Source organism: Ruegeria sp. P10 (genome assembly GCF_056534925.1).
Map to the genome: position 1 here is coordinate 474,019 of NZ_JBQERJ010000001.1, position 22,898 is coordinate 496,916.

Below are 22,898 nucleotides of genomic sequence, written 5' to 3' on the forward strand. Positions count from 1 at the left end.
GATCACATCGTCAGGTTGGTCGCACCGCCGTCCAGCAGGATATTCTGGCCAACGATGAAGCCCGCATGTTGCGAACACAGAAACGCGCAGGTCGCACCAAACTCCTGCCGCGAACCATAGCGCCTGACCGGGATCGTCGCCGCTCGGTTGGAACGCGCTTCGTCAATTGAAATACCCTGTTGCGCCGCCACACCGCTGTCCAGAGAATCCGCTCGGTCCGTGGCATGGATGCCCGGAAGCAGGTTGTTGATGGTCACCCCGTGTAGCGCCACCTGACGCGAGGTTCCGGCCACATAGCCCGTCAGACCTGTACGCGCCGCGTTTGACAGGCCCAGAACCGCAATTGGCGCACGCACGGATTGCGAGGTGATATTCACCACCCGGCCCCAACCCTTTTCCATCATTCCGGGAAGCAGGGCCTTCATAAATGCAATCGGCGTCAACATGTTGGCATCCAGCGCCTTGATGAAATCATCACGCTCCCAGTCCGACCACGATCCGGGCGGCGGTCCGCCGGCATTTGTCACAAGTATATCAACGCCCTGCGCGGCCTCGATCACCTGCGCCTGACCGTCGGGCGTGGTCACGTCGCAGGCCACGGTCTGCACCTCGACGCCGTGCTCTGACCGCAGGCGTGCGGCTTCAGCCTCCAACACCTCGGGGCCGCGTGCGTTCATCACCAGACTCACGCCAGCCGCGGCAAGCGCCTCGGCGCAGCCAAGACCCAATCCTTTGCTGCTGGCACAGACCAGCGCGCGTTTTCCTTGAATTCCCAGATCCATCGGATCCTCCCTGTCAGTCATCGCCGCATGTCTAGCACCGGCCAGACAGGGAAGACCAGAAACGGATCGTCGATCAATAGAAGAACTCTTCCCGGATGATCTTGCCGTCGGCGACGTGATAAACACCCACTTCGCGCATATCGAACGCTTCGCCGGTTTCCTTCACGGTGCCCTGCACTTCGAAAATCACGGCAAAACGGTCGTCGCCATGAGGAAGCGGATCGCTGACAGACGCACCAGACACTTCATGCGCGCTTTCCCACCACTCATGCTTGCCACGGATGGCGTCGATTCCTTTGGTTTCCCGACCCATTCCCTGAAAATCCTGCCCTTCGACCGACACCGCATCCGGCGCATACAGCTTGGACAGGTTTTCTTTGGCCCGGTCTTCCCGGCAACCAGCCACGAGTTCATCGGCAATCTCTTTCAAATTCATTGATCCACTCCATCATTTGTTCACTATATGTTCTTTTTGCCACAGACCCATGATTCGTACCAGACCCTTTGTCTTGCTTCGGCAGGATTCCCCGCATATACGCGCGCTCATGCTTGATACCTCGAACCAACCCACCCTGCCGCCCGAGATCGCCCGGCGCCGGACATTCGCCATCATCTCGCACCCTGATGCGGGAAAGACTACGCTGACGGAAAAGTTCCTGCTGTACGGGGGCGCGATTCAGATGGCCGGTCAGGTGCGTGCCAAGGGCGAGGCGCGGCGGACCCGGTCGGACTTCATGCAGATGGAAAAGGATCGCGGCATCTCGGTCTCGGCCTCAGCGATGTCGTTCGACTATGGGAACTTCCGGTTCAACCTGGTGGATACACCCGGCCACAGCGATTTCTCGGAAGACACCTATCGCACGCTGACAGCCGTGGACGCGGCCGTCATGGTGATCGACGGCGCGAAAGGTGTGGAAAGCCAGACGCAGAAACTGTTCGAGGTCTGCCGCCTGCGCGATCTGCCGATCCTGACCTTCTGTAACAAGATGGACCGCGAAAGCCGCGACACGTTCGAGATCATCGACGAAATTCAGGAAATGTTGGCCATCGACGTCACGCCCGCCGCCTGGCCCATCGGCGTGGGGCGCGACTTCATCGGCTGCTATGACATGCTGCGCGACCGGCTGGAACTGATGGACCGCGCCGACCGCAACAAGGTGGCCGAAAGCATCGAGATCAACGGGCTGGACGACCCCAAACTGGCCGAACACGTCCCCGAGCATCTGCTGGACAAACTGCTGGAAGAGGTCGAGATGGCGCGCGAATTGCTGCCTGCGCTTGACCCGCAGGCGGTTCTGGAAGGCCACATGACCCCGATCTGGTTCGGCTCCGCCATCAACTCGTTCGGCGTCAAGGAACTGATGGAAGGCATCGGCGCCTATGGCCCGCAGCCACAGGTTCAATCCGCTGAACCCCGCCAGATTTCCCCAGATGAAAAGAAAGTTGCAGGCTTTGTCTTCAAGGTTCAGGCCAACATGGACCCCAAGCACCGCGACCGGGTGGCCTTTGTCCGCATGGCCAGCGGCCACTTCAAGCGCGGCATGAAGCTGACCCATGTGCGCAGCAAGAAACCGATGGCGATCTCGAACCCCGTATTGTTCCTGGCCTCTGACCGCGAGTTGGCGGAAGAGGCCTGGGCCGGTGACATCATCGGCATTCCCAACCACGGGCAGCTGCGCATCGGTGACACGCTGACCGAAGGCGAAGCGCTGCGGGTGACCGGCATTCCGTCGTTCGCGCCGGAGCTTCTGCAAGGCGTCCGCGCGGGCGACCCGATGAAAGCCAAGCATCTGGAAAAAGCCCTGATGCAATTCGCCGAGGAAGGTGCGGCCAAGGTGTTCAAGCCTTCGATCGGCTCGGGCTTTATAGTGGGGGTCGTGGGCGCGTTGCAGTTCGAAGTGCTCGCCAGCCGGATCGAGATGGAATATGGCCTGCCGGTACGGTTCGAAGCATCGCAGTTCACCTCGGCCCGCTGGGTAAGTGGTGACAAGGCCGAGGTCGAAAAGTTCGTCAACGCCAACAAGCAGCACATCGCGCATGATCATGACGGCGACGTCGTCTATCTGACCCGCCTGCAATGGGATATCGATCGGGTGGTCCGTGACTATCCCGCGCTGAACCTGACCGCGACAAAAGAGATGATGACCTGAGGCAACTGTCTGATTGCACAGGCAGGTTTGGCTGTGCAATCCTGCGCGCATGAGTGACGACAAACTGACCTATTCCGGTGGCCTGCCCGACATGCTGGACAGCTATGAGAACCGGCGCAGCCCGTTTCAGTTCGGCACCCTGACCCTGCCCGAGCTTGACGTCAATCTGGAAGGACTGGCCAAGCTCACCGTGCCCAACACCGCCACCGAATTGCCGCCCGGGCGCAGCACCAACTGGGATCGCAAACGCGTTCAGATCGCGCGGGAATTCGTCGGAAAGTCAGAGCTTGCCTTCCTGAACGCCCAGCTGATCTCGAACCTCAGAAAACGCTCCTTTCCGCGTCAGGCCCCTGCGCTGTTCTGCCGGTTGTGGGACGAACAATCCGACCATCTTCTTTCCGCCCTCGACCTGCGTTGGCTGGTGTCGTCTGTTCAGACTTTTGCGGATCACGGTCAAACGCCGACACAGCGCGAGGTCGGACATGCCTTGCGCGTGTTCTTCAGCATGATGAAGCTGTATGAGTTCGAGCGGCTCTTCTCGGGGCTGGCCCCGGAAACGCCGTTTCAGTTCAAGGACAGGAACCACGTCCCGCTGCCCTATCAGATGAAAGGCTTTTCCTTTGAAAAAGGCGGGCTTGACGTCAATCTCATCGCTCCGATCTGGACCAAGGCGATGAATGATCCCACGATTGCGCCGCTGGTGGATCACCTGATGATCCAATTGAACAAGGACCCAGGTGGAATTTTTCGACGCCTGAAACGCATGCGCGACGCCCGCGCACCGCACAAATGACCACCTGGGGCATTGTGTCCATGGTCCGGGGACCAACCGAAGACGTCCTTCGGTTCGTGGCCCATCACCTCGAACTGGGGGCGGATTTCATGTATATCTACATGGACGAACCCAACCGCCGCACGTTCAGGGCTCTGAGAATGCATCCCAAGGTCCGGGTCCGTAACTGTGATGACGCCTTTTGGGAAAAACGCGGACGCGCACGACCGGAAAAGCATCAGGTGCGCCAGTCGGTTCACGCCACTTTTGCCTATCGAAACACCCGGCTGGATTGGTTGACACATATCGATGTGGATGAGTTTCTTTGGCCGGCGGCCCCCATTTCTGATGTTCTGCGCGATGTTCCAGACACGGTTCCCGCGGTGCGTGTCCGCCCGTTGGAGGCCTTGGCCGGGGGCGATGACCTGTACAAAGCTCATATCCCGCGTGGCCCGAACCGCGAAGCGCTGGTCGAGACCATTTACCCGAATTACGGCGCCTTCGTCATGGGCGGTTTCCTGAGTCACGTTCAGGGAAAGCTGTTCGTGCGCACCGGCTTGAAAAACCTAAGCATCCGCATCCACAACCTGTTTCAGAACAAGGTGCTGCTGCCCTGCAAATTCGAGCTTGCCCAGATCGATCTGTGCCATCGTCATGCGCCGGACTGGAACCACTGGATAGCACATTACCAGTTCCGTATGGATCGTGGCTCGTATCAGGCCGGCATGGCTCCGAATGTTCCGCGCGAACAGGGCGGGCTGAACAAGAATGAACTGCTCAACTGGATCGAGGCCGAACAGGGCATGGACGGGCTGCGCGCGTTCTACAATGAAATGAGCGGCGCGGACGCAGAGGTGCGCGCCAACCTGGAACGCCACGGCCTGCTGCGCCACCGCCCTTTGAACCTGGACGAAAAACTACAGAAACACTTTCCCGGAAGCTGCTGAATTGTTGCTGAAATTCACCGCAGACAACAGGCAGGGACAGGTGAAATTCTCTTCATTTGACCCCGATCAACGTTTTTGTTATGTCCGCGTACAAGCCGAAATGTCGCATTACGCGCATGGCCATCCGGGCCCGGCACATCTTTGACGCGCGGGCCTGGTCAAGTGTCCGCAAAAACCGGACATACATGACAAAATTCAACGAACTGAACCTGAACCCGAAGGTCCTCAAAGCCATTGAAGAGGCCGGATACGAATCCCCCACTCCGATCCAGGAAGGCGCGATTCCGCCCGCTCTGGAAGGCCGTGATGTCTTGGGGATTGCCCAGACCGGCACTGGCAAGACCGCCAGCTTCACACTGCCGATGATCACCCTGCTGGCCCGTGGCCGCGCCCGCGCGCGCATGCCGCGCTCGCTGGTCCTGTGTCCGACGCGGGAACTGGCTGCTCAGGTGGCCGAGAATTTCGACACCTATACAAAGCACCTGAAACTGACCAAGGCGTTGTTGATCGGCGGTGTCAGCTTCAAAGAGCAAGAGGCGCTGATCGACCGCGGCGTCGACGTTCTGATCGCAACTCCGGGCCGCCTGCTGGACCATTTCGAACGTGGCAAGCTGCTGCTGACCGGTGTTCAGATCATGGTGGTGGACGAAGCCGACCGGATGCTGGATATGGGCTTTATTCCTGATATCGAACGCATCTTCTCGCTGACGCCGTTCACGCGGCAGACATTGTTCTTCTCGGCGACCATGGCTTCCGAGATCGAGCGCATCACGGATACTTTCCTGTCCGCCCCTGCCCGGGTTGAAGTCGCCCGGCAAGCGACCGCATCCGAGACGATCGAACAGGGCGTTGTCATGTTCAAAGGCGGCCGTCGGGACCGTGAAGCAAGCCAGAAACGCAACGTGCTGCGCGCCTTGATCGACGCAGAGGGCGAAAAGTGCACCAATGCAATCATCTTCTGCAACCGCAAGACAGATGTTGATATCTGCGCGAAATCGCTGAAGAAATACGGCTATGACGCTGCGGCGATCCATGGCGATCTGGACCAATCGCAGCGGATGAAGACGCTGGACGGGTTCCGCGACGGATCATTGCGTCTGCTGGTTGCGTCCGACGTCGCTGCGCGCGGTCTGGATGTTCCAGCCGTCAGCCACGTGTTCAATTTCGACGTCCCCGGCCACCCCGAAGATTACGTGCACCGTATCGGCCGCACCGGTCGCGCCGGGCGCGAAGGCAAGGCCATCACGATCTGCTCGGTCCGCGATGAAAAAGCCCTGGCTGCGATCGAAAAGCTGATCCAGAAGGACATCCCGCGCATCGACAATCCGGTCAAGGAAGAGCCCAAGCCAGAAAAGCCGAAGCCCGAGAAAAAAGCCCGGGACTCCGAAGCCAGGAAAGACACCCGGAAAGAGCGAGAGCCCAAAGGGCGTGGCCGTGGGCGCAAGGAAGACAATGGCCGGGCCGTGGTGGGTATGGGCGATCACCTGCCCAGCTTTATTGCCCTGAGCTTTGACGAGCGTCGTGCCGGCTAAATCGCCAGCACCATGGCCAGTATCGAGACACCCAACAGCAACATCCCGGCGATTTCTCGCCGGGTGATCGTCTCGCGGAAAAACAGGATCGAGGCCATCAGGCTGAAGATCAGCTCTACCTGCCCCAGCGCTTTGACATAGGCTGCGTTTTGCAGGGTGAAGGCCCAGAACCAACAAAACGAACCGCCCAGACTGGTCAGGCCGACAAACACGCCGGTGGATCGGGTCTGCCACACCGCGCGCAGTTCGGCCCGGTCGCGCCACAACAGCCACAGGCCCATGCTGACGAACTGAAACGTCACGACGGCGGCCAGGGTGATCAATGCCCGGAACCAGGCGTCGACATCACCCAATTGCAACGAGGCCCCGCGATAGCTGACGGCGGAGAACGCAAACAAAACCCCTGATCCAAGCCCCAATTGGGACGCGCGGTTGGTCAGATGCCGCCACCAGGCGCCGCCTCCTCCGGGGGTTTTCGACAGCAAAAGCACCGCCATCAACCCCAACAAGATCGCAACCAGCGCGCCGCTGGAAACGCTGTCCCCCAAAACCAGAAATCCGACGATCGCGGTCTGAATGACTTCGGTTTTCTTGAAGGTGATCCCGACCGCAAAGTTTCGTTGTTTGAACAACGCCACAACACAGATCGTCGCCAGGATTTGCGCCGTGCCTCCGATGACAGCGTACAGCCAGAACACTCCGCCAATCAGAGGCAAGCTGGCGCCCGTTGTCAGCATCGCCACAAACAGCCCAGCAACGGCCAGCGGCATGGAATACGCAAATCGCGCAAAGGTCGCGCCGGCGGCGGACAGTTTCACTCTGCTCAAGGATTTTTGCAGCATGAACCGCACAGTCTGAAAACTGGCGGCGGCGATGGTGACAGGGATCCAGAGACTCATGTCACCTGTTGTGTCGTCAAATCAAGACTTTGGCCAGAGCGGATGCGGCACCGGGTCCTTGGCGCGTAGAAGGTACTGCCGGAAGATCTGTGCATAAGAGCGGTAAACATACGCCTCATTGCAGGCCAGATACCTGTCTTTGCCATCCCGATACAACGACGGCAGCCGATACCATGGCGCGGCGGGATTCATATGATGTACAACATGCAGGTTGTTGTTCAGAAACAGAAACGCCAACGGCCCGCTGTCTTCGATAATAACGGTCCGCGCGCGGGACTTCTCGTGCGCGCGGTGTTCCAGAAACGTGCGGATCTTCAGCAACGCCAGCCCGATATAGGCCGAAATCAGATAGGCCCAGATCGGCATGGCCGATTGTGCAACGATCCACAGCACCGCAACCGCGCCGGGGATGTGCAAAGTCCAGGCCAGCAGGATCGCCCTGTCGCCGCGCCGCAGCCCCCGCCATTCGTCGCGCAGAAACAGCACCTGCCCAATGGCCGGACCCAGAACCATCCGCCCCAGAAGCGTGTTGTTCAGGGCCAGCACAGCCTGCACGCCGCGCGGCAGGTCCGCCCAAACCTTGGGATCCAGATAGTTGGATTCGGGGTCGTCATACGGGTCGGTCAAAGTGGCATCCTGATGATGCGCCAAATGCAGATCGCGAAAACGGTTATACGGAATGGCCAAGGTCAGCGGCAGCGCCATCAGCGCCTCATTCAGCCATTTGGCTCGGAACGGGTGCCCATGCAGGGCTTCGTGTGTCAAAGACGAATGCAGGGCGGCAACAAAGCCCAAAACCAGCGCCGTCAACCACAGCGAAACATCCGCCAACCAGAACAGCCCGACCAGCCATGCGGCATAGCAGCCGACGATCAGGGCAAATGTACCCCATTCGGGCGACTTGGGTGTCGAGGGCTCAGCCATTGCGCCCCCACGAAACTCCGGCCCAAATTCTTTCATAGACAATGTAAAGCGTCAGGCCGATGGCGGTATTCACCAGCGCCAATGCCCCGCCGACGGCGGCCGAGCCTGTGGCGATCAGGCCCACCAGCGTCATGGTCGCCAGCCCCATGACATTCCACACGATTGCTTTCACGACAGATCTTCGCCGCGTTTCCATTTCGAACCCCATTCTTTTTGCTTTTACAAAGGGGTTACCGTTCAGTGCGCGTGCTGAAAATTCTGTATATGATTAACAAAACTCATCACTTGTGATATTTTTCATCTTATGCAGGAAAATATCGACAAACGCGACCGCGCCGCTCAATTCCGCCTACGCCTTGCCCGCGCGATGGAGGACCGTCACGTCAGCCAAAGCGCGCTTGCGCGCCATATCGGCGTGGACCGATCAACCGTATCTCAGTTGTTGACCGATCATGGCGCGCGTCTTCCCAATGCGCATGTTGTGGGTGGCTGCGCCGCGGCACTGGGCGTTTCGGCCGACTGGTTGCTGGGCCTGTCCGACAGGCCGGAAAGCGCGGCAGAGATTCTGGCCAGTTCCCTGTCCATTACCGAAGCGCCCCGCGCCCTGGTCGATGAGCGGATTTTCGACTGGCACAAAGAAGCCGCCGGGTACAAGATCCGCTATGTTCCGGCCACCCTGCCCGACATGCTCAAGACGCGCGCGGTGCTGGAGTGGGAATATGCCCCCCATTTGGGGCGCACGGCGGATCAGGCCATCGGTGCGTCCGAAGACAGGTTGGCCTGGATGCGCAGTGCGCAGTCTGATTACGAAATTGCAATGCCATTGTTCGAGATTGAAAGCTTTGCAAGCGGCACGGGGTATTACCATGGCCTTTGCCCGGAAATTCGCCAGGAGCAGATCGATCATCTGCTGGAGCTGTGTGAACAGCTTTATCCCCGAATGCGTGTCTATCTGTTCGATGCCAAACGGCTTTATTCAGCCCCTGTAACGATTTTCGGGCCGCTGCTGTGCGTTTTTTATGCAGGCAGTCACTATATGGCGTTCCGAGACCGGGACCGGATCGAGACGTTTTCACGGCACTTCGACACACTAGTGCGCGAGGCCGATGTGGCCGCCCGCGATTTCCCGGACCACTTGCGACAACTCAGAACGGCTGTATCCGGCAAGAATTGATGCAGCGGCGCAAAACCTGTGCTATCGTCCCTTGGCGCGAACCAACGGGCATTCCGATCACAAACGGAGGACCACAGGAATGGACGCAATTCAAACCGCTCAATACGCGCGCGCGCTGTATGCCGCGCACGGAGACCGGGCCGAGGCGGAAGCCGCGCAGAAAATGCGTGAATGCGAAGCCGCCGGAAACCAGAAAGAGGCGCAGGATTGGCAGGCGGTCCGTCAGACCATCCGCCAGATCCGAGGACCAAATCAGGGCTGACCTACAGTTTTGGGTCGGGATTGACCGTGTGCCCATCCACCGCAATCACCTGCCCAGACACCAGCCGCGCTGCGTCCGAAGCCAGAAAGACGGCCATATTGGCGATATCCTGCGCTTCCACGAAGCGCCCCATAGAGGTGCCCGAGGCATAGCCCTGATAGACCTCATCGCGGGTCATGCCTTTGGCGGCTGCCTCTCGGGCCAAGACACCTTCCATGCGCGGGCCCTCCACGGCACCCGGGCATATGGCGTTTGCGCGAATGCCCAGCGGCCCAAGTTCCATCGCCAGCGTTTTCATCAACCCTATGACCGCCCATTTGGCCGAGGCATAAGGCGCTCGGAACGGATAGCCGTACTGACCGGCGGTCGAAGAGGTCAGAATGATGCTGCCCGCCCGCGCCGACTTCATCATAGGGGCTGCGTGCTTGGCGGCCAAAAAGGCCCCGTCCAGATTGACCGCGACGCAGGCGCGCCATGCATCCAGATCGATATCCTCGATCGCGCTGGTCGGCCCGGCGATTCCGGCATTTGCGCACAGAACATCCAGCCCGCCTGCGGCCCCGACAGCCTGAAACACCGCGCTCATGTCGGCCTCATTTGTCACATTAGCCCTTTGCGCCACCCAATGGTCGGGCAAGATATCCAGGGCTGACTGGTCAATATCCGTCACCCAGACATCATAACCGGCGGCGTCAAACGCCGCGGCCAAGGCTCGACCGACACCCGATGCCCCGGCTGTTACCAATACGCGCCGGGTCACGATGGCTTCCGAATGGCTGCACCCGCCCCTTCAGGGTAAGGCAAACCGGCCTGTGCCTCGGCAATCCGCGCCATCGCGGCTTCGATCCTGGGCGACGGCGGGCTGGGACGGCGGGTTTCAAGGCTGACGTGCAGCAGAAAGCTCTCGCCCGTGGCCAACAGCTTGTCGCCTTCATACATGCTGTGAAAGACATGCAGCTTCTTGCCCTGCCCCAACAGCATCTGCGTGCGCACGTCGATCTTCGCCCCTGCATGGACCTCGTCGATGTAACGGATGTGGTTCTCGGCAGTGAAATAGCTGCCACCCGACGCGATATACTCCATATCGCAACCGATGATCTCCATGAAACGGTCCGTGGCGGCCGCAAAGGCTTCCAGATACTTGGCTTCGTTCATGTGGCCGTTGTAATCCGTCCAGTCCAATGGAACGGCGCGGGACAGGGTCAGGATCGGCTGGCTCAGATCCGCCTGATCCAGCGACGGCAGGGCACCCGGTTTCAACAGCGCATCATGCTGGTTCAGCACCGCCCCCGCACCATAATTCTGCGCCTTGAGGGCCCGCATCATGCCAACAAGATTGTTGTCGCGAATGCGTTCCAGTTCCCGGATTGAATGCATTCCGGATTGCGCGTCTGACTGATCGGCGATCAGGTCGACCAGTTCATCGGTGAATTCCGGCACGTCCATCAGTTTGGTCCAGGGCCATTTCAAGGCTGGCCCGAACTGAGCCATGAAGTGCCGCATTCCCGCTTCACCTCCGGCCACGCGGTAGGTTTCGAACAATCCCATCTGTGCCCAGCGGATGCCAAAGCCCATTCGGATCGCCTCGTCGATTTCTTCGGTGGTGGCAATGCCATCCTTGACCAGCCAGAGCGCCTCGCGCCAGACGGCTTCCAGAAAGCGGTCGGCGATATGCGCGTCGATCTCTTTCTTGACATGCAGCGGAAAGAAACCAACCGAGGTCAGCAATTCCCTGGCCCGTTCAATCATCTCCGGTGGGTTTTTGTCGGTCGGCACCAGCTCGATCAGCGGCAGCAGATAGACTGGGTTGAACGGGTGCGTCACGACGATCTGTTCGGGCCGCAAAGCACCGTCCTGAAGCTCGGATGGTTTGAACCCGCTGGTCGATGACCCGATGATCGCATCTGGATCACAGTCCTCTTGCAAGCCCTTGTAAACCTTCAGCTTCAAGTCCAGCCGCTCTGGCACGCTTTCCTGGATCCACGTCGCGCCCTGTACGGCGTCGGCCATGTCGCCATGAAAGCTCAGCGCGCCCTCGGCCGGTAATGGAACGTCACTCAGCCCCGGCAGGGATCGCCGCGCATTGTCCAGCACTTCGCCTATTTTGCGTTCTGCTTCAGGGTCCGGGTCGAACACCCGAACGTCCCAGCCATTGAGCAGGAACCGTGCGGCCCATCCGCCGCCGATGACACCGCCCCCGATAATTGCTGCCGTCTTTGTCATGCTGTCCTCTAATCGATACAGATTACCTGCGCGCGCCCCGCCTCATCCAGATGCGGAATGCATCCGAATTGCGGTGTCACCGCGCTGCATTGTTTGGTGTCCGACAGGCAGAACCCTGCGCAGTCAGAGGCTTTTTCACAGGAGCTTCCAGCGTCGGGCAAAGGTTCAAAGCAGATAAACTGCCGTATCCGCCCGCCCATCTCATAGCTTCCCCCTTTGGCTTCGCAGTTCTTGCGGGCCAAAGGGTCTTCCGCGGTCTGTGCCACCCCGACCCGGGGCAGACATACGGCCAGAACCGTCGCGCAGATTACAAGCACCGATCGCATTGCTCACTTCCTTTTGCTGGCACCCCTGCACTTACCGGTCATGGCAAGGGACGCAAACAGGTCAACCTTTGGGCGCCCGTTTGACCAGCCCCAGCTTCTCACGCACTTCCTGCGGCCCGATCACCCGCGCGCCCATGTTCTCGATGATGGTGCCTGCGCGTTCGACCAGTTGCCAGTTTTCGGCCAGCACACCCTTGTCCAGCCACAGGTTGTCCTCGAGCCCCACGCGCACATTGCCGCCCGCCAGCACCGAGGCCGCCACATAGGCCATCTGATGCCGCCCCAGCGAGAACGCGCTGAAGATCCAGTCATCGGGCACGTTGTTTACCATCGCCATGAAGGTGTTCAGATCATCCGGCGCGCCCCACGGCACGCCCATGCACAGTTGAACCAGGGCGTTGGGTTCCAGAATTCCCTCTTTAACCAGTTGCTTGGCAAACCACAGATGGCCGGTGTCAAAGGCCTCTATCTCGGGTTTCACGCCCAAATCGGTCATCGTCTGCCCCATAGCCCGCAACGCGCCGGGCGTGTTGGTCATGACGTAATCCGCCTCGGCAAAGTTCATCGTGCCGCAATCCAGCGTGCAGATTTCGGGCAGACATTCGGCCACATGCGCCACACGCTCGGTCGCGCCAACCAGATCTGTTCCTGCCTGGGCCAGTGGCAGCGGGTTTTCGATGCCGCCGAACACCATGTCTCCGCCCATGCCAGCCGTAAGGTTCAGCACTGCGTCCACCTCGGCATCCCGAATCCGATCGGTCACCTCACGATACAGCGCCAGATCGCGCGACGGGGCGCCTGTTTCGGGGTCGCGCACATGGCAGTGCACCACGGCCGCACCTGCCTTCGCGGCGGCAATCGCACTGTCGGCAATTTGCTTCGGTGAACGTGGCACATGAGGGCTGCGATCCTGTGTCCCGCCCGAGCCGGTCACGGCGCAGGTGATGAAGACTTCGCGGTTCATTTCCAGAGGCATGGCGTTTTCCCCAAGTTATACCCGGTTTTGCCTTGGGTTTTCCCCAGGCTTCTCCCCGGATTCCGATTTGCGTTCTGCCCCGACTCTGGCGCAGCTTTGGGAAAACCACTTGGCAGAATGCGAATCGAACTTGATGCAATCCGCAAAAAACATACTGCAACCCGAACATCGGGCCCTGAAAACCGCCGTTCTGGTGCTGGATGAATGCAACACGCTCAGCTTCGCCTCGGCGGTCGATCCGATGCGCGCTGCCAACCGTCTGGCGGACCGGCCCGCCTTTGACTGGGATTATGTGACCGCCACAGCCGAACCCGCGATGCTGACAAGCGCCCTGCAAGTGCCCGGCATCCCGCTCTCTCGCCTGCAAGGCTGCGACCTTATGATTGTCGTCGCGGGCTTCCAACTGGCCCGCCACGCCACTCCCAGCCTGCTGGCCGGGCTGCGCCGCATTGCCGGTACCGGGGCGACGATGGCCGGGATTGACGGCGGCCCCTGGCTGCTGGCCGAGGCAGGGCTGCTGGACGGTCACCCTGCGACGACCCACTGGGAAGACCTGCAAAATTTCGCTTCCCGCTTCCCCGACGTCGACGTGCGCCCCGACCGCTTTACTGTCTCGGACGGTCGCCTGACCTCTGGCGGCGCGATTCCCGCTGTCGAGATGATGCTGCACATCATCGCCGCCCGTCATGGCGCGGGTTTCGCATCCCGTGTCTCGGGCCTGTTCCTCTATGATGGCGCGCCGGACCCGGGCACACCGCAAAGCCGCACCGGCGTACCACACCGCCACACCGCGCTGACGTCAAAGGCGAATTCGCTGATGCAGGCATCCCTGGATGACCCCCTGCCACTGGCCCATATCGCTGACCAGCTGGGCACCAGCCCGCGCACCCTGCAACAACAGTTCCGCCTTCGCCTGAACACCACGCCGCAGGATCACTATCTGCAACTGCGCCTGGCCGAGGCCCGCCGTCTGGTCACCGACACCGACCTTCCACTGATGGATGTCGCGCTGGCCACCGGTTTTTCCTCGCAATCCAGCTTTGCCCGCGCTTTCCGCACCGCCCACGGTCAATCGGCACGCGACCTCAGGCAAGAGCGCGCGCACCCCACCCACCACTGACCGGATCCAACTTCATCTGGCCAGAAATATCCCGGGGGAGGCACGCGCAGCGTGCCGGGGGCAGAGCCCCCTCGCCTCAGTACGGCATCGGGTGCGCCTTGTGGACAGCGTCCAACTCGGCCAGCACCTCGTTTGACAACGTCAAATCCGCACCGGCCAATACGTGTTCAAGCTGCGCGACCGTGGTCGCGCCAAAAATCGCCGACATCATGAATGGTCGCGAGCGGCACCAGGCCAGCGCCATATGGGTCGGATTCAGGCCATGTCGCGCGGCAACATCCATATAGGCCGCGACCGCATCAAAAACCCGGTCAGACTTGCGCCCGCCCAATTGAGGCGAAAGCGACATACGAGAGCCGTCCGGCACGGCCCCGCCCTGATATTTCCCGGTCAGCAGCCCGGTGCCCAGGGGTGAAAACGCCATCAGGCCGACATCTTCATGTACGCTCAGCTCGGCCATGTCGGTATCGAACAGACGGCACAGCAACGAATACTCATTCTGCACGGACGCCGCTCGCGGTGTGCCCGTCTGTTCGGCCAGTCTCAGCCACTGCGCCGTACCCCATGCGCTTTCATTCGACAGACCAAAAGCGCAGATGTTGCCTTTGTCCACCTGAACCTGCAAGGCCCCCAGACACTCCTGCATATTTTCCAGAACGTCCGCAGTATTGTGGCCCGAAGGCGCATAATCCCAGTTTTGACGGAACATATAGCTGCCGCGATTGGGCCAGTGGAACTGGTAGAGATCGATGTAATCCGTCTGCAAACGCCGCAAAGACCCTTCGATGGCCTCAGGAATGGTCTTGGCCGTGATCGGCGCACCGTCGCGAACATATGACAACCCCTCACCCGAATGCTTGGTCGCCAATACGAAATCCGCCCGGCGCGACGAATTTGCGGCGTTCCAGTTTCCAAGAATTTCTTCGGTACGACCAATTGTCTCTTTGGCGACAGGATTCACCGGATACATCTCGGCGGCATCCACAAAGTTGATCCCCGCGTCCAGCGCCATGTCCATCTGCCGGTGCGCATCCGATTCCGAGGTCTGCGTCCCGAACGTCATCGTCCCGAGGCAAAGATCGCTCACGACAATCCCGGTGCGGCCCAGAGGCTTCATCTGCATCCTCAAATCTCCTGATAAATGGCACAGCCCGTCAGGCTTCGGCCTTCTTTTCCCACCGCCCGGACTCCTCCGACCAGTATTGCGCGGCGCATCCGGCGCCGGTCAGCGCCTTCCACTGCCCGCGCGCGTGCTGCACGGCCATGTCGTCATTGCCGTCGAACAGAATGCAAACCCGCTCCAGAGCCGACACTTCTTCGGGTTCGACCGGCGCGCCGTCCACCGCCATGACACACACCGCGCCGTTGGGGGCCTCGGCGCTGGAGGTCAGAAGGATCGGCTGCTCGGCGTCATGCGGGCCGCCTTCGCGACCATGCGGCAGGAACCCGTCCTCGGGGCCCAGCCACAGCTTTTCATCCAGCCAGTCCATCCGTGCGGGTTCGGTGCCCCGCACGGCAATCTTCCACCCGGCCTGTCGCGCCTTGTCCAGCAGCACAGGCAAGGTGTGCTCCAGCGGCTTGCGGGTCAGATGGTAGAAATAGACAGCACCCATTCGCTTACTCGAAATTGTCCTGCACGAACCGGCTCAGCGCGCGCACACCCCAGCCCGTAGCACCTTTGGGCGCATAGGATGTCTCGGACGCCACCGAGGCCACACCCGCGATATCCAGATGGATCCAGGGTGTATCCTCTTTCACGAAACGTTGCAGAAACTGCGCCGCCGTGATCGAGCCCGCCGGACGGCCACCGACGTTTTTCATGTCGGCGATGCGCGATTTGAGCAGCTTGTCATAGGCATCGCCCAACGGCATCCGCCACGCGCCTTCATCCTCGGCCCGGGCCGATTTCAGGAAGGCGTCACAGAATGTGTCATTGTTGGAAAACACACCTGCATTCTCATGACCCAGCCCGATGATGATCGCTCCGGTCAGGGTGGCCAGATCGATCATGCCCACCGGATTGAACCGCTCCTGCGCGTACCACATCACGTCGCACAGAACCAAACGGCCTTCGGCATCGGTGTTGATGATCTCGACCGTGTCGCCTTTCATCGACTTGACCACATCGCCCGGACGGGTGGCATTGCCCGAAGGCATGTTCTCGACCAGCCCGACAAGGCCCACCACATTGGCCTTGGCCTTGCGCTTGGCCAGCGCACGCATCGTGCCCGCGACAACGCCCGCGCCGCCCATGTCCATGGTCATGTCTTCCATGCCACCGGCCGGTTTCAGCGAAATGCCACCTGTGTCGAAAACCACGCCCTTGCCCACCAAAGCCAAGGGCGCATCGTCCTTGTCGCCACCATTCCAATGCATCACGACGACTTTGGACGGGCTGGCAGAGCCCTGCCCGACGCTCAACAAAGTGCGCATGCCCAGTTCAGCCAGCTTGTCCTCTTCCAGAACTTCGACTTCCAGGCCCAGCTCCTGCATCTCGACAAGACGATCGGCAAATTCCGTGGTCGTCAGAACATTTGCAGGTTCGTTGGTCAGATCACGCGTCATCCGCACACCGTCGGCAATCGCGTATAGCGGTGCAAACTCTGCTTCGGCTTCCTTGGGTTTCGAATGTCCTATCGTAATCGAACCGCTGCCTTCGCTGTCCTTGGTTTTGTGCGCGTTGAAATCATAACTGCGCAGCACCATGCCAAGGGCCAGGTTTTCGGTCTGCGCCTGATTGCCGATCATCACCAGCATGTCCTTGCCACCCGCTGATTTGACCAACGCGGCACCAGCCTTGCGGGCCTCATCGGCTTCCGGGCGGCGCGGCAGCACCACGACGTCCAGCGCTTCGGCCGCCATCCCAGCCGGCCAGGCCATCGAGATAACATCGCCGGTCTTGGACTTTCCGAATTTCTCACTTTCGACAAGCCGCGCCACAGCGCCTTTCGTCAGGCGATTGGCCCGGCGCGCCGCAGGGTTCATTTTTCCGTCCGACGAAATGATGATGGCCACCCGCCCTTCGGCCTGCGCCATCGCATCCAAGTCAAACTCCTGAAAGCGGACCGGTATCAGACTGCTCATTGCAAACTCCTCGAATTCTGTTCCCCAAGACCTAGCCCGCGCCGCCCGACTTGACCAGATAGCAGTTTTCCCCGCGTTTCAATTGCAGTAAGGTCCCGCAAAAATAACCGGCAGGCTCGGGGGAGAAAGACGTGACACGAGAGGGCAGGCATACGCCGTCGCGCAGGAAGACATGCATGCGCGATTTCGGCCCGTTTTCCGGCGCAAAAGGCTTGGCGGGGGCAGTCTTGTGATCCTCGACCGCTATTTCGCCCGCCGCTTTCTACAAAGCTTTCTGGTCATCGGCGGTATTTTTCTGACCTTAATGATTCTCATCGATCTGATCGAACAGATCCGCCGATTTGACCAAGTCGACCTGTCCTTCGGCCAATTGCTGCACCTGACGCTTCTGAACACACCGGCGGCCATCAGTGAAATGCTGCCCCTGCTGGTCATTCTGTCCACCATTGCCTTGTTCGTCGGGCTGGCACGGACCTCTGAACTCGTGGTGACCCGCGCCACGGGTCGCTCGGGTATCCGCGCACTGGTCGCGCCAGCGGCTCTGGCCCTGATCATCGGTGCGCTTGCAGTGGCATTGCTGAACCCCATCGCGGCGGCCACATCCCAGGAATTCCAACGCCTGTCTGATTCCTATCGCAACAACGGCAGTTCAGCGCTTTCGATCAGCAGCGAAGGCCTTTGGCTGCGTCAGTCGGCGGAAAACGGTCAGGCTGTCATCCACGCCCGGGGCACCTCGAACGGGGATGCTCTTGGCCTGGACGGCGTGACCATCATCACCTTCGCGCGCGACGGCAAACCCACCCAGCAGATCGTCGCCGACAGGGCCGTGCTGGAAGACGAAAACTGGGTCTTGTCCCGGGCCAAGATCTGGAATTTGCAGAATGGGCAGAACCCCGAAACCAGCTCGGTGGAACATGAACGGCTGGAGTTGCCAACCTCGCTGACGCGGCAGCGGATTCTGGACACGCTGGGGCAACAGGATTCAGTGTCGGTTTTTGACCTGCCGCAACTGATCAAGGATCTGCGCGAAGCCGGGTTTTCGACCAAGCAATATGAAGTCTGGTTGCAGGTGCAACTGGCCAGGCCGTTCTTTCTGGTTTCGATGGTGCTGATCGGGGCTGCGTTCACCATGCGTCACGTTCGGTTCGGCGGTACCGGAATCGCCGTTCTGACGGCCGTACTACTTGGCTTTGCCATCTATTTCGTCCGCAATTTTGCGCAAATCCTCGGGGAAAACGGACAATTGCCCATCTATATCGCGGCCTGGGCGCCGCCCTTCGCCGCCATCCTGCTGTCCCTTGGCCTGCTTCTTCACGCGGAGGACGGCTGATGCGGAACATGATTTCCCTACTGCTGACCAGCGCAATCGCTTTGTCGGCACCGACGGTTCTGGCGGCGCAAACCACCTCGGCTGAGCCTGACCCGCAAGCTGCGCAGTCACAGGCCGAACCCGCCCTTCTGGTTGCCGACAAGGTCTTTATCACACCCGACAGAAAACTGGTGGCCGAAGGCAATGTCGAAGCCTTTCAGGGCGATACCAAGCTGTCGGCCCAACGTGTCACCTATGACCGGGAAACGGGTGAGCTGACACTGGAGGGGCCCATTCGCATTGATCAGGGGGGGCAGTCGACCCTTCTGGCCGATTCCGGACAGCTGGACAGCGGCATCCAGAACGGTCTGTTGATCGGTGCCCGAATGGTTTTCGATCAGCAGATCCAGATTGCCTCGGTTCAGGCGAAACGGGCCGCGGGTCGCTATACGCAGTTCAGCAAGGTCTCGGCCACTTCCTGCCATGTCTGCACCAACGGTAAGCCACCGCTTTGGCAGATTCGGGCCCGCAAGGTCACCCATGACCAGTTGGAACGGCAATTGTACTTTGAGGGCGCGCAGCTTCGAGTGCTTGATTATCCGGTATTCTATTTCCCCTATCTGCGCTTGCCGGATCCGACATTAGAGCGCGCAACCGGCTTTCTGGTGCCATCGATCCGCAGCACCTCGCAACTGGGAACGGGGGTACAGGTTCCCTATTTCTTCAAGCTGGGGGACCACAAGGATCTGACCTTGACGCCGTATCTGTCGGCCAAGACCACGACGCTGGGATATCGGTATCGCCAGGCGTTCGTGAATGGGCGCATTCAGCTTGAAGGGGCCTATACCCGAGATGATGTCCAGCCCGATCAGGATCGCGGTTATCTGTTCGCCGGCGGTTGGTTCAACCTGAAGAATGATTTCCGGCTGACATTCGATCTGCAAACCACCTCGGACGACGCCTATCTGGTTGACTACGGGCTGCCGGATCTGGACCGTTTGCGCAGCGAGATAGCGCTGGAACGGATCAAACGAGACACCGCATTTAAAACAAGCCTGATCCATTACAAAACTCTGCGTGAAAGTGAAAATCAGGACGAAATCCCATCCCGCGTCTTCGACCTGAACTATGAAAAGCAATTCTTTCCGGGCGCGCTTGGCGGCGAGGTTCGGCTGGCTTTTATCGGCCACGCACATGAACGCACCAGCGACGCCGATATCGTTGGCCGTGACATAGCAAGGGCAACTGTTGATGCCGAATGGTTGCGAAGCTGGACATTTGCATCGGGGCTGCGCGCGGACGCGACGCTGGGCGCATCGGTGGATACGTTCAATATTCGCCATGACAGCAATTTTCCCAGCAATGTGACCCGCTCGACCCCGCGCGCGGCGTTGACGCTTCGCTATCCGATGACCCGTCGCGAAAAAACCGGCGCGGTTCAGCTTCTGGAACCGATCGCGCAGTTGGGATGGACCCATGTCTCGGACACTGATGCGCCAGATGATGAAAGCACGTTTCAGGAATTCGATCAGGGAAACCTGCTGGCCCTGTCTCGTTTCCCTGCCGAAGATCAGCGCGAAGACGGTGCCACAGGGGTCATCGGCCTGAACTGGGCGCGCTATGGTGCGGACGGACAGCAGGCGCTCGTAACGGTGGGTCAGGTGTTTCGGGCGGATGCCGACCCGAATTTCACCCTGACATCCGGGTTGCAGGGCACCACGTCCGACTTGCTGGTGGCGGGACAAGTCACCACGGCCAACGGTTGGTCGCTTGGCGGGCGCGGTCTGATCGACAGCGATTTCAGTTTCGTCAAAGCTGAATTGCGCGGGGCCTGGGCTTCTGAATTTGCCGGCCTGTCCGGAAGCTATATCTGGCAGGAACCGGATCCGGCGGAAAACATTGCGGAAGAAATTTCGGAAATCTGGCTTCTGGGCCGCTATCAGGTCGACCAGAACTGGCTTACAAATGCCGAGGCACGCTATGATCTGAACCAGTCAGAGCCAATCCGGCTTGGGCTTGGTGTAACATACCAGAATGAATGTGTTCAGGTTAACATGTCCGTAAGCAGACGCTTTACTTCAACATCCACTATTGAGCCTTCGACAGAATTCGGCTTTACCCTATCGCTGACAGGATACGCCCTTGAAGGCGGTGGTAACACATACAAGAGAAAATGCAGTTGATATCAGGTTTCTCCAGGTTTCTCCGTTCCGGTTGGCACAAACCGGTCACGCCGGCACTGGCCGCCGTTTTCCTCGCTTTATCGGCGCCGCAGGTCAGCGCCCAAAGCCTGTTCTCGCCAGCGATCCGCGTGAATCAGGACATCGTCACCTGGTACGAGCTGGAACAACGCCTGCAATTCCTGAATGTTTTGGGTTTGCCCGGCGGCAATGAGGCTGACGTCAGGGAAGCCCTGATCGAAGAAAAATTGCGCAAGCAGGCCATGCGCGAAGCAGGCGTGCAAGCTGCCCCGGAAGCCGTACAACTGGGGATCGACGAGTTCGCCTCGCGCGGGCAATTGTCCACCGAACAGTTCCTGCAACTTTTGGGTGAGGCAGGCGTCGACCCGGAAACTGTCCGTGATTATGTTGCAGATCAGCTGGCCTGGCGCGACTATATCAGCTCGCGCTACCTGTCGCAGGCCCGACCGACCGAAGACGAGATTGATCGCGCGCTGGGACAAACCGGTGGCGGCGGTCTTCAGGTCCTGCTGTCCGAGATCATCATCCCGGTGAACCCGCAAACCGTTGCACAGACCGAGTTGCTGGCGGAAGAGATTTCGCGACTTGAAACTATCGAAGCGTTTTCAGCCGCAGCGGCGCAATATTCCGGAGCGGCCACCCGCAACGAAGGCGGACGTCTGGACTGGCTGAATATCTCCAACCTGCCTCCTGCCTTGCAACCGGTTATTCTTGGGCTCCAGAACGGTGAGATCACCGATCCCATCAGCCTGCCAAACGCCGTCGCCCTGTTTCAATTGCGCGGATTGCGCGAGGTGGCGACCGCTGCGCCGGCTATCTCCAAACTTGACTATGCGGCCTATTACCTGCCGGGCGGCCGCAGCGCCGAGGCTCTGGCACAGGCTGCTGCCCTAAGGGAAGAGATCGACACCTGCGACGACTTGTACGGAATCGCCAAGGATCAACCCGTCGAAGTCCTGGACCGTATCGAAGCCAGCCCGTCAGAAGTACCACGCGATTTCGCCGTGGAACTGGCCAAGCTGGATCGCTTCGAAGTGTCAACAAACCTGACCCGCAACAACGGGCAGACGCTGGTGTTCCTGATGCTGTGCAACCGCACCCGCAACCTGGGCGAAAACACCTCGCGGGCGGATGTCGCGAATGCACTGGCGCAACAGCGGCTACAGGCCTTTGCGGCCAGCCTGGTAGAGCAGCTGCGGGCTGACGCCACCATTGTTCAGGAATGACACGCCCGATTGCGCTCAGCTGCGGTGAACCGGCCGGGATCGGCCCTGAAATCGCGGCCAAAGCATGGGCAGAGCTGCGCCAAACCTGCCCGTTTTTCTTTATCGGCGATGCCAGCCACCTGCCTGCTGGCACCCCCGTTGTGAAAATCCAAACCCCTTCGGATGCCGTTGCAGTCTGTGATCAGGCCTTGCCCGTGCTGCAACTGAACTTTCCTGCTGCGAACATGCCCGGTCAGCCAGACCCGGCCAATGCCCCATCGGTGATCGATGCCATCGAAACCGGCGTCGACTTTGTGAAAGAGGGGGCAGCGGCCGCTCTGTGCACCGCGCCCATTCACAAGAAGGCCCTGATCGACGGGGCCGGGTTTACCTATCCCGGCCATACCGAGTTTCTGGCCGCGCTGTCGGGCACCCGCCGGGTTGTCATGATGCTGGCCAGCGACCAGTTGCGGGTTGTCCCGGCGACAATCCACATTCCCCTGGCGCAGGTTCCCGCCGCGCTGACGCCGGACCTGCTGCGCGAGACGATCGAAATCACCACGCGCGGTCTGCGCGACCAGTTCGGCATACAACACCCCCGCATCGCCATAACCGGCCTGAACCCCCATGCCGGCGAAGGCGGTAAAATGGGCCGCGAGGAGCTTGACTGGATCGCCCCAATGCTGGCCGATCTGAACCCGGAAGATGCGACCCTGACGGGCCCGCACCCTGCGGATACACTGTTCCATGCCGCTGCCCGCGCCCGCTATGACGCGGCGATCGCAATGTATCATGATCAGGCCCTGATCCCGATCAAGACACTGGATTTCGACCGGGGTGTGAACGTCACCCTTGGCCTGCCCTTCATCCGCACGTCGCCAGATCACGGCACTGCACTGGATATCGCCGGGAAAGGCATCGCCAATCCAACCAGCCTGATCGAAGCTCTGAAGCTTGCCCAACGCATGGCGCAAGGCTCTTGATCCTTCATCTGGCTGAAAATATCCCCGCC

The 22,898-nt window shown here is 60.1% G+C and carries 23 protein-coding genes; 11 read left to right on the plus strand and 12 right to left on the minus strand.

The window, feature by feature from the left end; all coding sequences use genetic code 11:
* Positions 1 to 2 precede the first annotated feature (2 nt).
* Both ACR0FB_RS02360 and ACR0FB_RS02365 read right to left on the minus strand, forming a co-directional pair.
* Positions 3 to 782, minus strand: coding sequence for an SDR family oxidoreductase (locus tag ACR0FB_RS02360; RefSeq protein WP_480619549.1), 780 nt, complete (start codon positions 780 to 782; stop codon positions 3 to 5).
* A gap of 73 nt (positions 783 to 855) precedes the next feature.
* Positions 856 to 1,218, minus strand: a complete 363-nt coding sequence (locus ACR0FB_RS02365; protein WP_171362741.1) for a nuclear transport factor 2 family protein — start codon at positions 1,216 to 1,218, stop codon at positions 856 to 858.
* Between the two features lie 109 nt (positions 1,219 to 1,327).
* On the opposite strand from ACR0FB_RS02365, the gene ACR0FB_RS02370 reads away from it, so the two are divergent.
* The 4 genes from ACR0FB_RS02370 to ACR0FB_RS02385 all read left to right on the plus strand — a co-directional run bounded on the left by ACR0FB_RS02370 (position 1,328) and on the right by ACR0FB_RS02385 (position 6,183).
* Positions 1,328 to 2,932, plus strand: a complete 1,605-nt coding sequence (locus ACR0FB_RS02370) for a peptide chain release factor 3 (RefSeq protein ID WP_480619551.1) — start codon at positions 1,328 to 1,330, stop codon at positions 2,930 to 2,932.
* 49 nt (positions 2,933 to 2,981) lie between these two features.
* The gene (locus ACR0FB_RS02375) at positions 2,982 to 3,725 is read left to right on the plus strand and encodes a hypothetical protein (RefSeq protein WP_480619553.1); all 744 of its coding nucleotides are present in this window, start codon (positions 2,982 to 2,984) and stop codon (positions 3,723 to 3,725) included.
* Positions 3,722 to 4,651 (plus strand): glycosyltransferase family 2 protein, encoded by a 930-nt coding sequence (locus ACR0FB_RS02380; protein WP_245223405.1) that lies wholly within the window; start codon positions 3,722 to 3,724, stop codon positions 4,649 to 4,651. Before ACR0FB_RS02375 ends, ACR0FB_RS02380 begins: the two co-directional genes overlap by 4 nt.
* Positions 4,652 to 4,836: 185 nt before the next feature.
* A complete protein-coding gene (locus ACR0FB_RS02385; protein ID WP_171632019.1) occupies positions 4,837 to 6,183 on the plus strand; it encodes a DEAD/DEAH box helicase in 1,347 nt (448 codons plus the stop codon).
* On the opposite strand, the gene ACR0FB_RS02390 is transcribed toward ACR0FB_RS02385, so the two are convergent.
* Genes ACR0FB_RS02390 through ACR0FB_RS02400 form a run of 3 tightly spaced genes read right to left on the minus strand, consistent with a single transcriptional unit; the run spans position 6,180 to position 8,202 of the window.
* Positions 6,180 to 7,082 carry an EamA family transporter gene (locus ACR0FB_RS02390; protein ID WP_480619555.1) on the minus strand — a complete coding sequence of 301 codons (903 nt, stop codon included), beginning with the start codon at positions 7,080 to 7,082 and terminating at the stop codon, positions 6,180 to 6,182. The two genes, ACR0FB_RS02385 and ACR0FB_RS02390, sit on opposite strands and share 4 nt — an antisense overlap.
* Positions 7,083 to 7,103: 21 nt before the next feature.
* On the minus strand, positions 7,104 to 8,006 hold the full coding sequence (locus ACR0FB_RS02395; RefSeq protein WP_480487770.1) for a fatty acid desaturase: 903 nt from the start codon (positions 8,004 to 8,006) through the stop codon (positions 7,104 to 7,106).
* A complete protein-coding gene (locus ACR0FB_RS02400) occupies positions 7,999 to 8,202 on the minus strand; it encodes a DUF2061 domain-containing protein (RefSeq protein ID WP_171167827.1) in 204 nt (67 codons plus the stop codon). Before ACR0FB_RS02400 ends, ACR0FB_RS02395 begins: the two co-directional genes overlap by 8 nt.
* A gap of 108 nt (positions 8,203 to 8,310) precedes the next feature.
* On the opposite strand from ACR0FB_RS02400, the gene ACR0FB_RS02405 reads away from it, so the two are divergent.
* A complete protein-coding gene (locus tag ACR0FB_RS02405; RefSeq protein ID WP_171632011.1) occupies positions 8,311 to 9,180 on the plus strand; it encodes a helix-turn-helix domain-containing protein in 870 nt (289 codons plus the stop codon).
* Positions 9,181 to 9,259: 79 nt separating this feature from the next.
* Positions 9,260 to 9,442: a hypothetical protein gene (locus ACR0FB_RS02410; RefSeq protein ID WP_117868740.1), complete on the plus strand. Its 183-nt coding sequence runs from the start codon at positions 9,260 to 9,262 to the stop codon at positions 9,440 to 9,442.
* 1 nt (position 9,443) lies between these two features.
* On the opposite strand, the gene ACR0FB_RS02415 is transcribed toward ACR0FB_RS02410, so the two are convergent.
* The 4 genes from ACR0FB_RS02415 to bcoG form a co-directional block, all read right to left on the minus strand.
* Complete coding sequence (locus ACR0FB_RS02415; protein WP_480619557.1) at positions 9,444 to 10,202, minus strand: SDR family oxidoreductase; 759 nt, start codon at positions 10,200 to 10,202, stop codon at positions 9,444 to 9,446.
* Positions 10,199 to 11,665 carry a carnitine 3-dehydrogenase gene (locus ACR0FB_RS02420; protein WP_480619559.1) on the minus strand — a complete coding sequence of 489 codons (1,467 nt, stop codon included), beginning with the start codon at positions 11,663 to 11,665 and terminating at the stop codon, positions 10,199 to 10,201. Before ACR0FB_RS02420 ends, ACR0FB_RS02415 begins: the two co-directional genes overlap by 4 nt.
* Positions 11,666 to 11,673: 8 nt before the next feature.
* Entirely contained in the window at positions 11,674 to 11,991 is a 318-nt protein-coding gene (locus tag ACR0FB_RS02425; RefSeq protein WP_171632002.1) for a hypothetical protein, read from the minus strand.
* 61 nt (positions 11,992 to 12,052) lie between these two features.
* The gene (bcoG, locus tag ACR0FB_RS02430; protein WP_480619561.1) at positions 12,053 to 12,967 is read right to left on the minus strand and encodes a 3-dehydrocarnitine:acetyl-CoA trimethylamine transferase BcoG; all 915 of its coding nucleotides are present in this window, start codon (positions 12,965 to 12,967) and stop codon (positions 12,053 to 12,055) included.
* Between the two features lie 133 nt (positions 12,968 to 13,100).
* Between bcoG and ACR0FB_RS02435 the strand changes: the two genes are divergently transcribed.
* Positions 13,101 to 14,087 (plus strand): GlxA family transcriptional regulator, encoded by a 987-nt coding sequence (locus ACR0FB_RS02435; RefSeq protein WP_171723141.1) that lies wholly within the window; start codon positions 13,101 to 13,103, stop codon positions 14,085 to 14,087.
* Positions 14,088 to 14,163: 76 nt separating this feature from the next.
* Here the strand turns inward: ACR0FB_RS02435 and ACR0FB_RS02440 are convergent, their stop codons facing one another.
* From ACR0FB_RS02440 to ACR0FB_RS02450, 3 genes are read right to left on the minus strand one after another with little or no spacing between them, the layout of a single operon-like run.
* A complete protein-coding gene (locus ACR0FB_RS02440; protein WP_210092454.1) occupies positions 14,164 to 15,210 on the minus strand; it encodes an aldo/keto reductase in 1,047 nt (348 codons plus the stop codon).
* A 31-nt stretch (positions 15,211 to 15,241) separates the two neighbouring features.
* Complete coding sequence (locus ACR0FB_RS02445; RefSeq protein WP_480619563.1) at positions 15,242 to 15,700, minus strand: DNA polymerase III subunit chi; 459 nt, start codon at positions 15,698 to 15,700, stop codon at positions 15,242 to 15,244.
* A 4-nt stretch (positions 15,701 to 15,704) separates the two neighbouring features.
* Positions 15,705 to 17,171: a leucyl aminopeptidase gene (locus ACR0FB_RS02450; protein WP_480619565.1), complete on the minus strand. Its 1,467-nt coding sequence runs from the start codon at positions 17,169 to 17,171 to the stop codon at positions 15,705 to 15,707.
* A gap of 229 nt (positions 17,172 to 17,400) precedes the next feature.
* On the opposite strand from ACR0FB_RS02450, the gene lptG reads away from it, so the two are divergent.
* The 4 genes from lptG to pdxA are packed head-to-tail and all read left to right on the plus strand — an operon-like array spanning position 17,401 to position 22,869.
* Positions 17,401 to 18,501 carry an LPS export ABC transporter permease LptG gene (gene lptG, locus ACR0FB_RS02455; protein ID WP_171723637.1) on the plus strand — a complete coding sequence of 367 codons (1,101 nt, stop codon included), beginning with the start codon at positions 17,401 to 17,403 and terminating at the stop codon, positions 18,499 to 18,501.
* The gene (locus ACR0FB_RS02460; protein WP_480619567.1) at positions 18,501 to 20,663 is read left to right on the plus strand and encodes an LPS-assembly protein LptD; all 2,163 of its coding nucleotides are present in this window, start codon (positions 18,501 to 18,503) and stop codon (positions 20,661 to 20,663) included. The genes lptG and ACR0FB_RS02460 overlap by 1 nt, the downstream gene beginning before the upstream one ends.
* On the plus strand, positions 20,654 to 21,907 hold the full coding sequence (locus tag ACR0FB_RS02465; protein WP_171723136.1) for a peptidylprolyl isomerase: 1,254 nt from the start codon (positions 20,654 to 20,656) through the stop codon (positions 21,905 to 21,907). The genes ACR0FB_RS02460 and ACR0FB_RS02465 overlap by 10 nt, the downstream gene beginning before the upstream one ends.
* Positions 21,904 to 22,869, plus strand: coding sequence for a 4-hydroxythreonine-4-phosphate dehydrogenase PdxA (gene pdxA / locus ACR0FB_RS02470; RefSeq protein ID WP_171723135.1), 966 nt, complete (start codon positions 21,904 to 21,906; stop codon positions 22,867 to 22,869). The genes ACR0FB_RS02465 and pdxA overlap by 4 nt, the downstream gene beginning before the upstream one ends.
* Positions 22,870 to 22,898: the final 29 nt, after the last annotated feature.

Bases quoted from the DNA above. Each gene is read 5' to 3' on its own strand.
- ACR0FB_RS02400 (WP_171167827.1), bottom strand. From the start codon at position 8,202: ATGGAAACGCGGCGAAGATCTGTCGTGAAAGCAATCGTGTGGAATGTC.
- ACR0FB_RS02375 (WP_480619553.1), top strand. From the start codon at position 2,982: ATGAGTGACGACAAACTGACCTATTCCGGTGGCCTGCCCGACATGCTG.
- ACR0FB_RS02405 (WP_171632011.1), top strand. From the start codon at position 8,311: ATGCAGGAAAATATCGACAAACGCGACCGCGCCGCTCAATTCCGCCTA.
- ACR0FB_RS02370 (WP_480619551.1), top strand. From the start codon at position 1,328: ATGCTTGATACCTCGAACCAACCCACCCTGCCGCCCGAGATCGCCCGG.
- ACR0FB_RS02420 (WP_480619559.1), bottom strand. From the start codon at position 11,665: ATGACAAAGACGGCAGCAATTATCGGGGGCGGTGTCATCGGCGGCGGA.
- ACR0FB_RS02380 (WP_245223405.1), top strand. From the start codon at position 3,722: ATGACCACCTGGGGCATTGTGTCCATGGTCCGGGGACCAACCGAAGAC.
- ACR0FB_RS02460 (WP_480619567.1), top strand. From the start codon at position 18,501: ATGCGGAACATGATTTCCCTACTGCTGACCAGCGCAATCGCTTTGTCG.
- ACR0FB_RS02385 (WP_171632019.1), top strand. From the start codon at position 4,837: ATGACAAAATTCAACGAACTGAACCTGAACCCGAAGGTCCTCAAAGCC.
- bcoG (WP_480619561.1), bottom strand. From the start codon at position 12,967: ATGCCTCTGGAAATGAACCGCGAAGTCTTCATCACCTGCGCCGTGACC.
- ACR0FB_RS02390 (WP_480619555.1), bottom strand. From the start codon at position 7,082: ATGAGTCTCTGGATCCCTGTCACCATCGCCGCCGCCAGTTTTCAGACT.
- ACR0FB_RS02465 (WP_171723136.1), top strand. From the start codon at position 20,654: ATGCAGTTGATATCAGGTTTCTCCAGGTTTCTCCGTTCCGGTTGGCAC.
- ACR0FB_RS02445 (WP_480619563.1), bottom strand. From the start codon at position 15,700: ATGGGTGCTGTCTATTTCTACCATCTGACCCGCAAGCCGCTGGAGCAC.
- ACR0FB_RS02450 (WP_480619565.1), bottom strand. From the start codon at position 17,171: ATGAGCAGTCTGATACCGGTCCGCTTTCAGGAGTTTGACTTGGATGCG.
- ACR0FB_RS02360 (WP_480619549.1), bottom strand. From the start codon at position 782: ATGGATCTGGGAATTCAAGGAAAACGCGCGCTGGTCTGTGCCAGCAGC.
- ACR0FB_RS02425 (WP_171632002.1), bottom strand. From the start codon at position 11,991: ATGCGATCGGTGCTTGTAATCTGCGCGACGGTTCTGGCCGTATGTCTG.
- ACR0FB_RS02395 (WP_480487770.1), bottom strand. From the start codon at position 8,006: ATGGCTGAGCCCTCGACACCCAAGTCGCCCGAATGGGGTACATTTGCC.
- pdxA (WP_171723135.1), top strand. From the start codon at position 21,904: ATGACACGCCCGATTGCGCTCAGCTGCGGTGAACCGGCCGGGATCGGC.
- ACR0FB_RS02410 (WP_117868740.1), top strand. From the start codon at position 9,260: ATGGACGCAATTCAAACCGCTCAATACGCGCGCGCGCTGTATGCCGCG.
- ACR0FB_RS02435 (WP_171723141.1), top strand. From the start codon at position 13,101: ATGCAATCCGCAAAAAACATACTGCAACCCGAACATCGGGCCCTGAAA.
- ACR0FB_RS02365 (WP_171362741.1), bottom strand. From the start codon at position 1,218: ATGAATTTGAAAGAGATTGCCGATGAACTCGTGGCTGGTTGCCGGGAA.
- ACR0FB_RS02440 (WP_210092454.1), bottom strand. From the start codon at position 15,210: ATGCAGATGAAGCCTCTGGGCCGCACCGGGATTGTCGTGAGCGATCTT.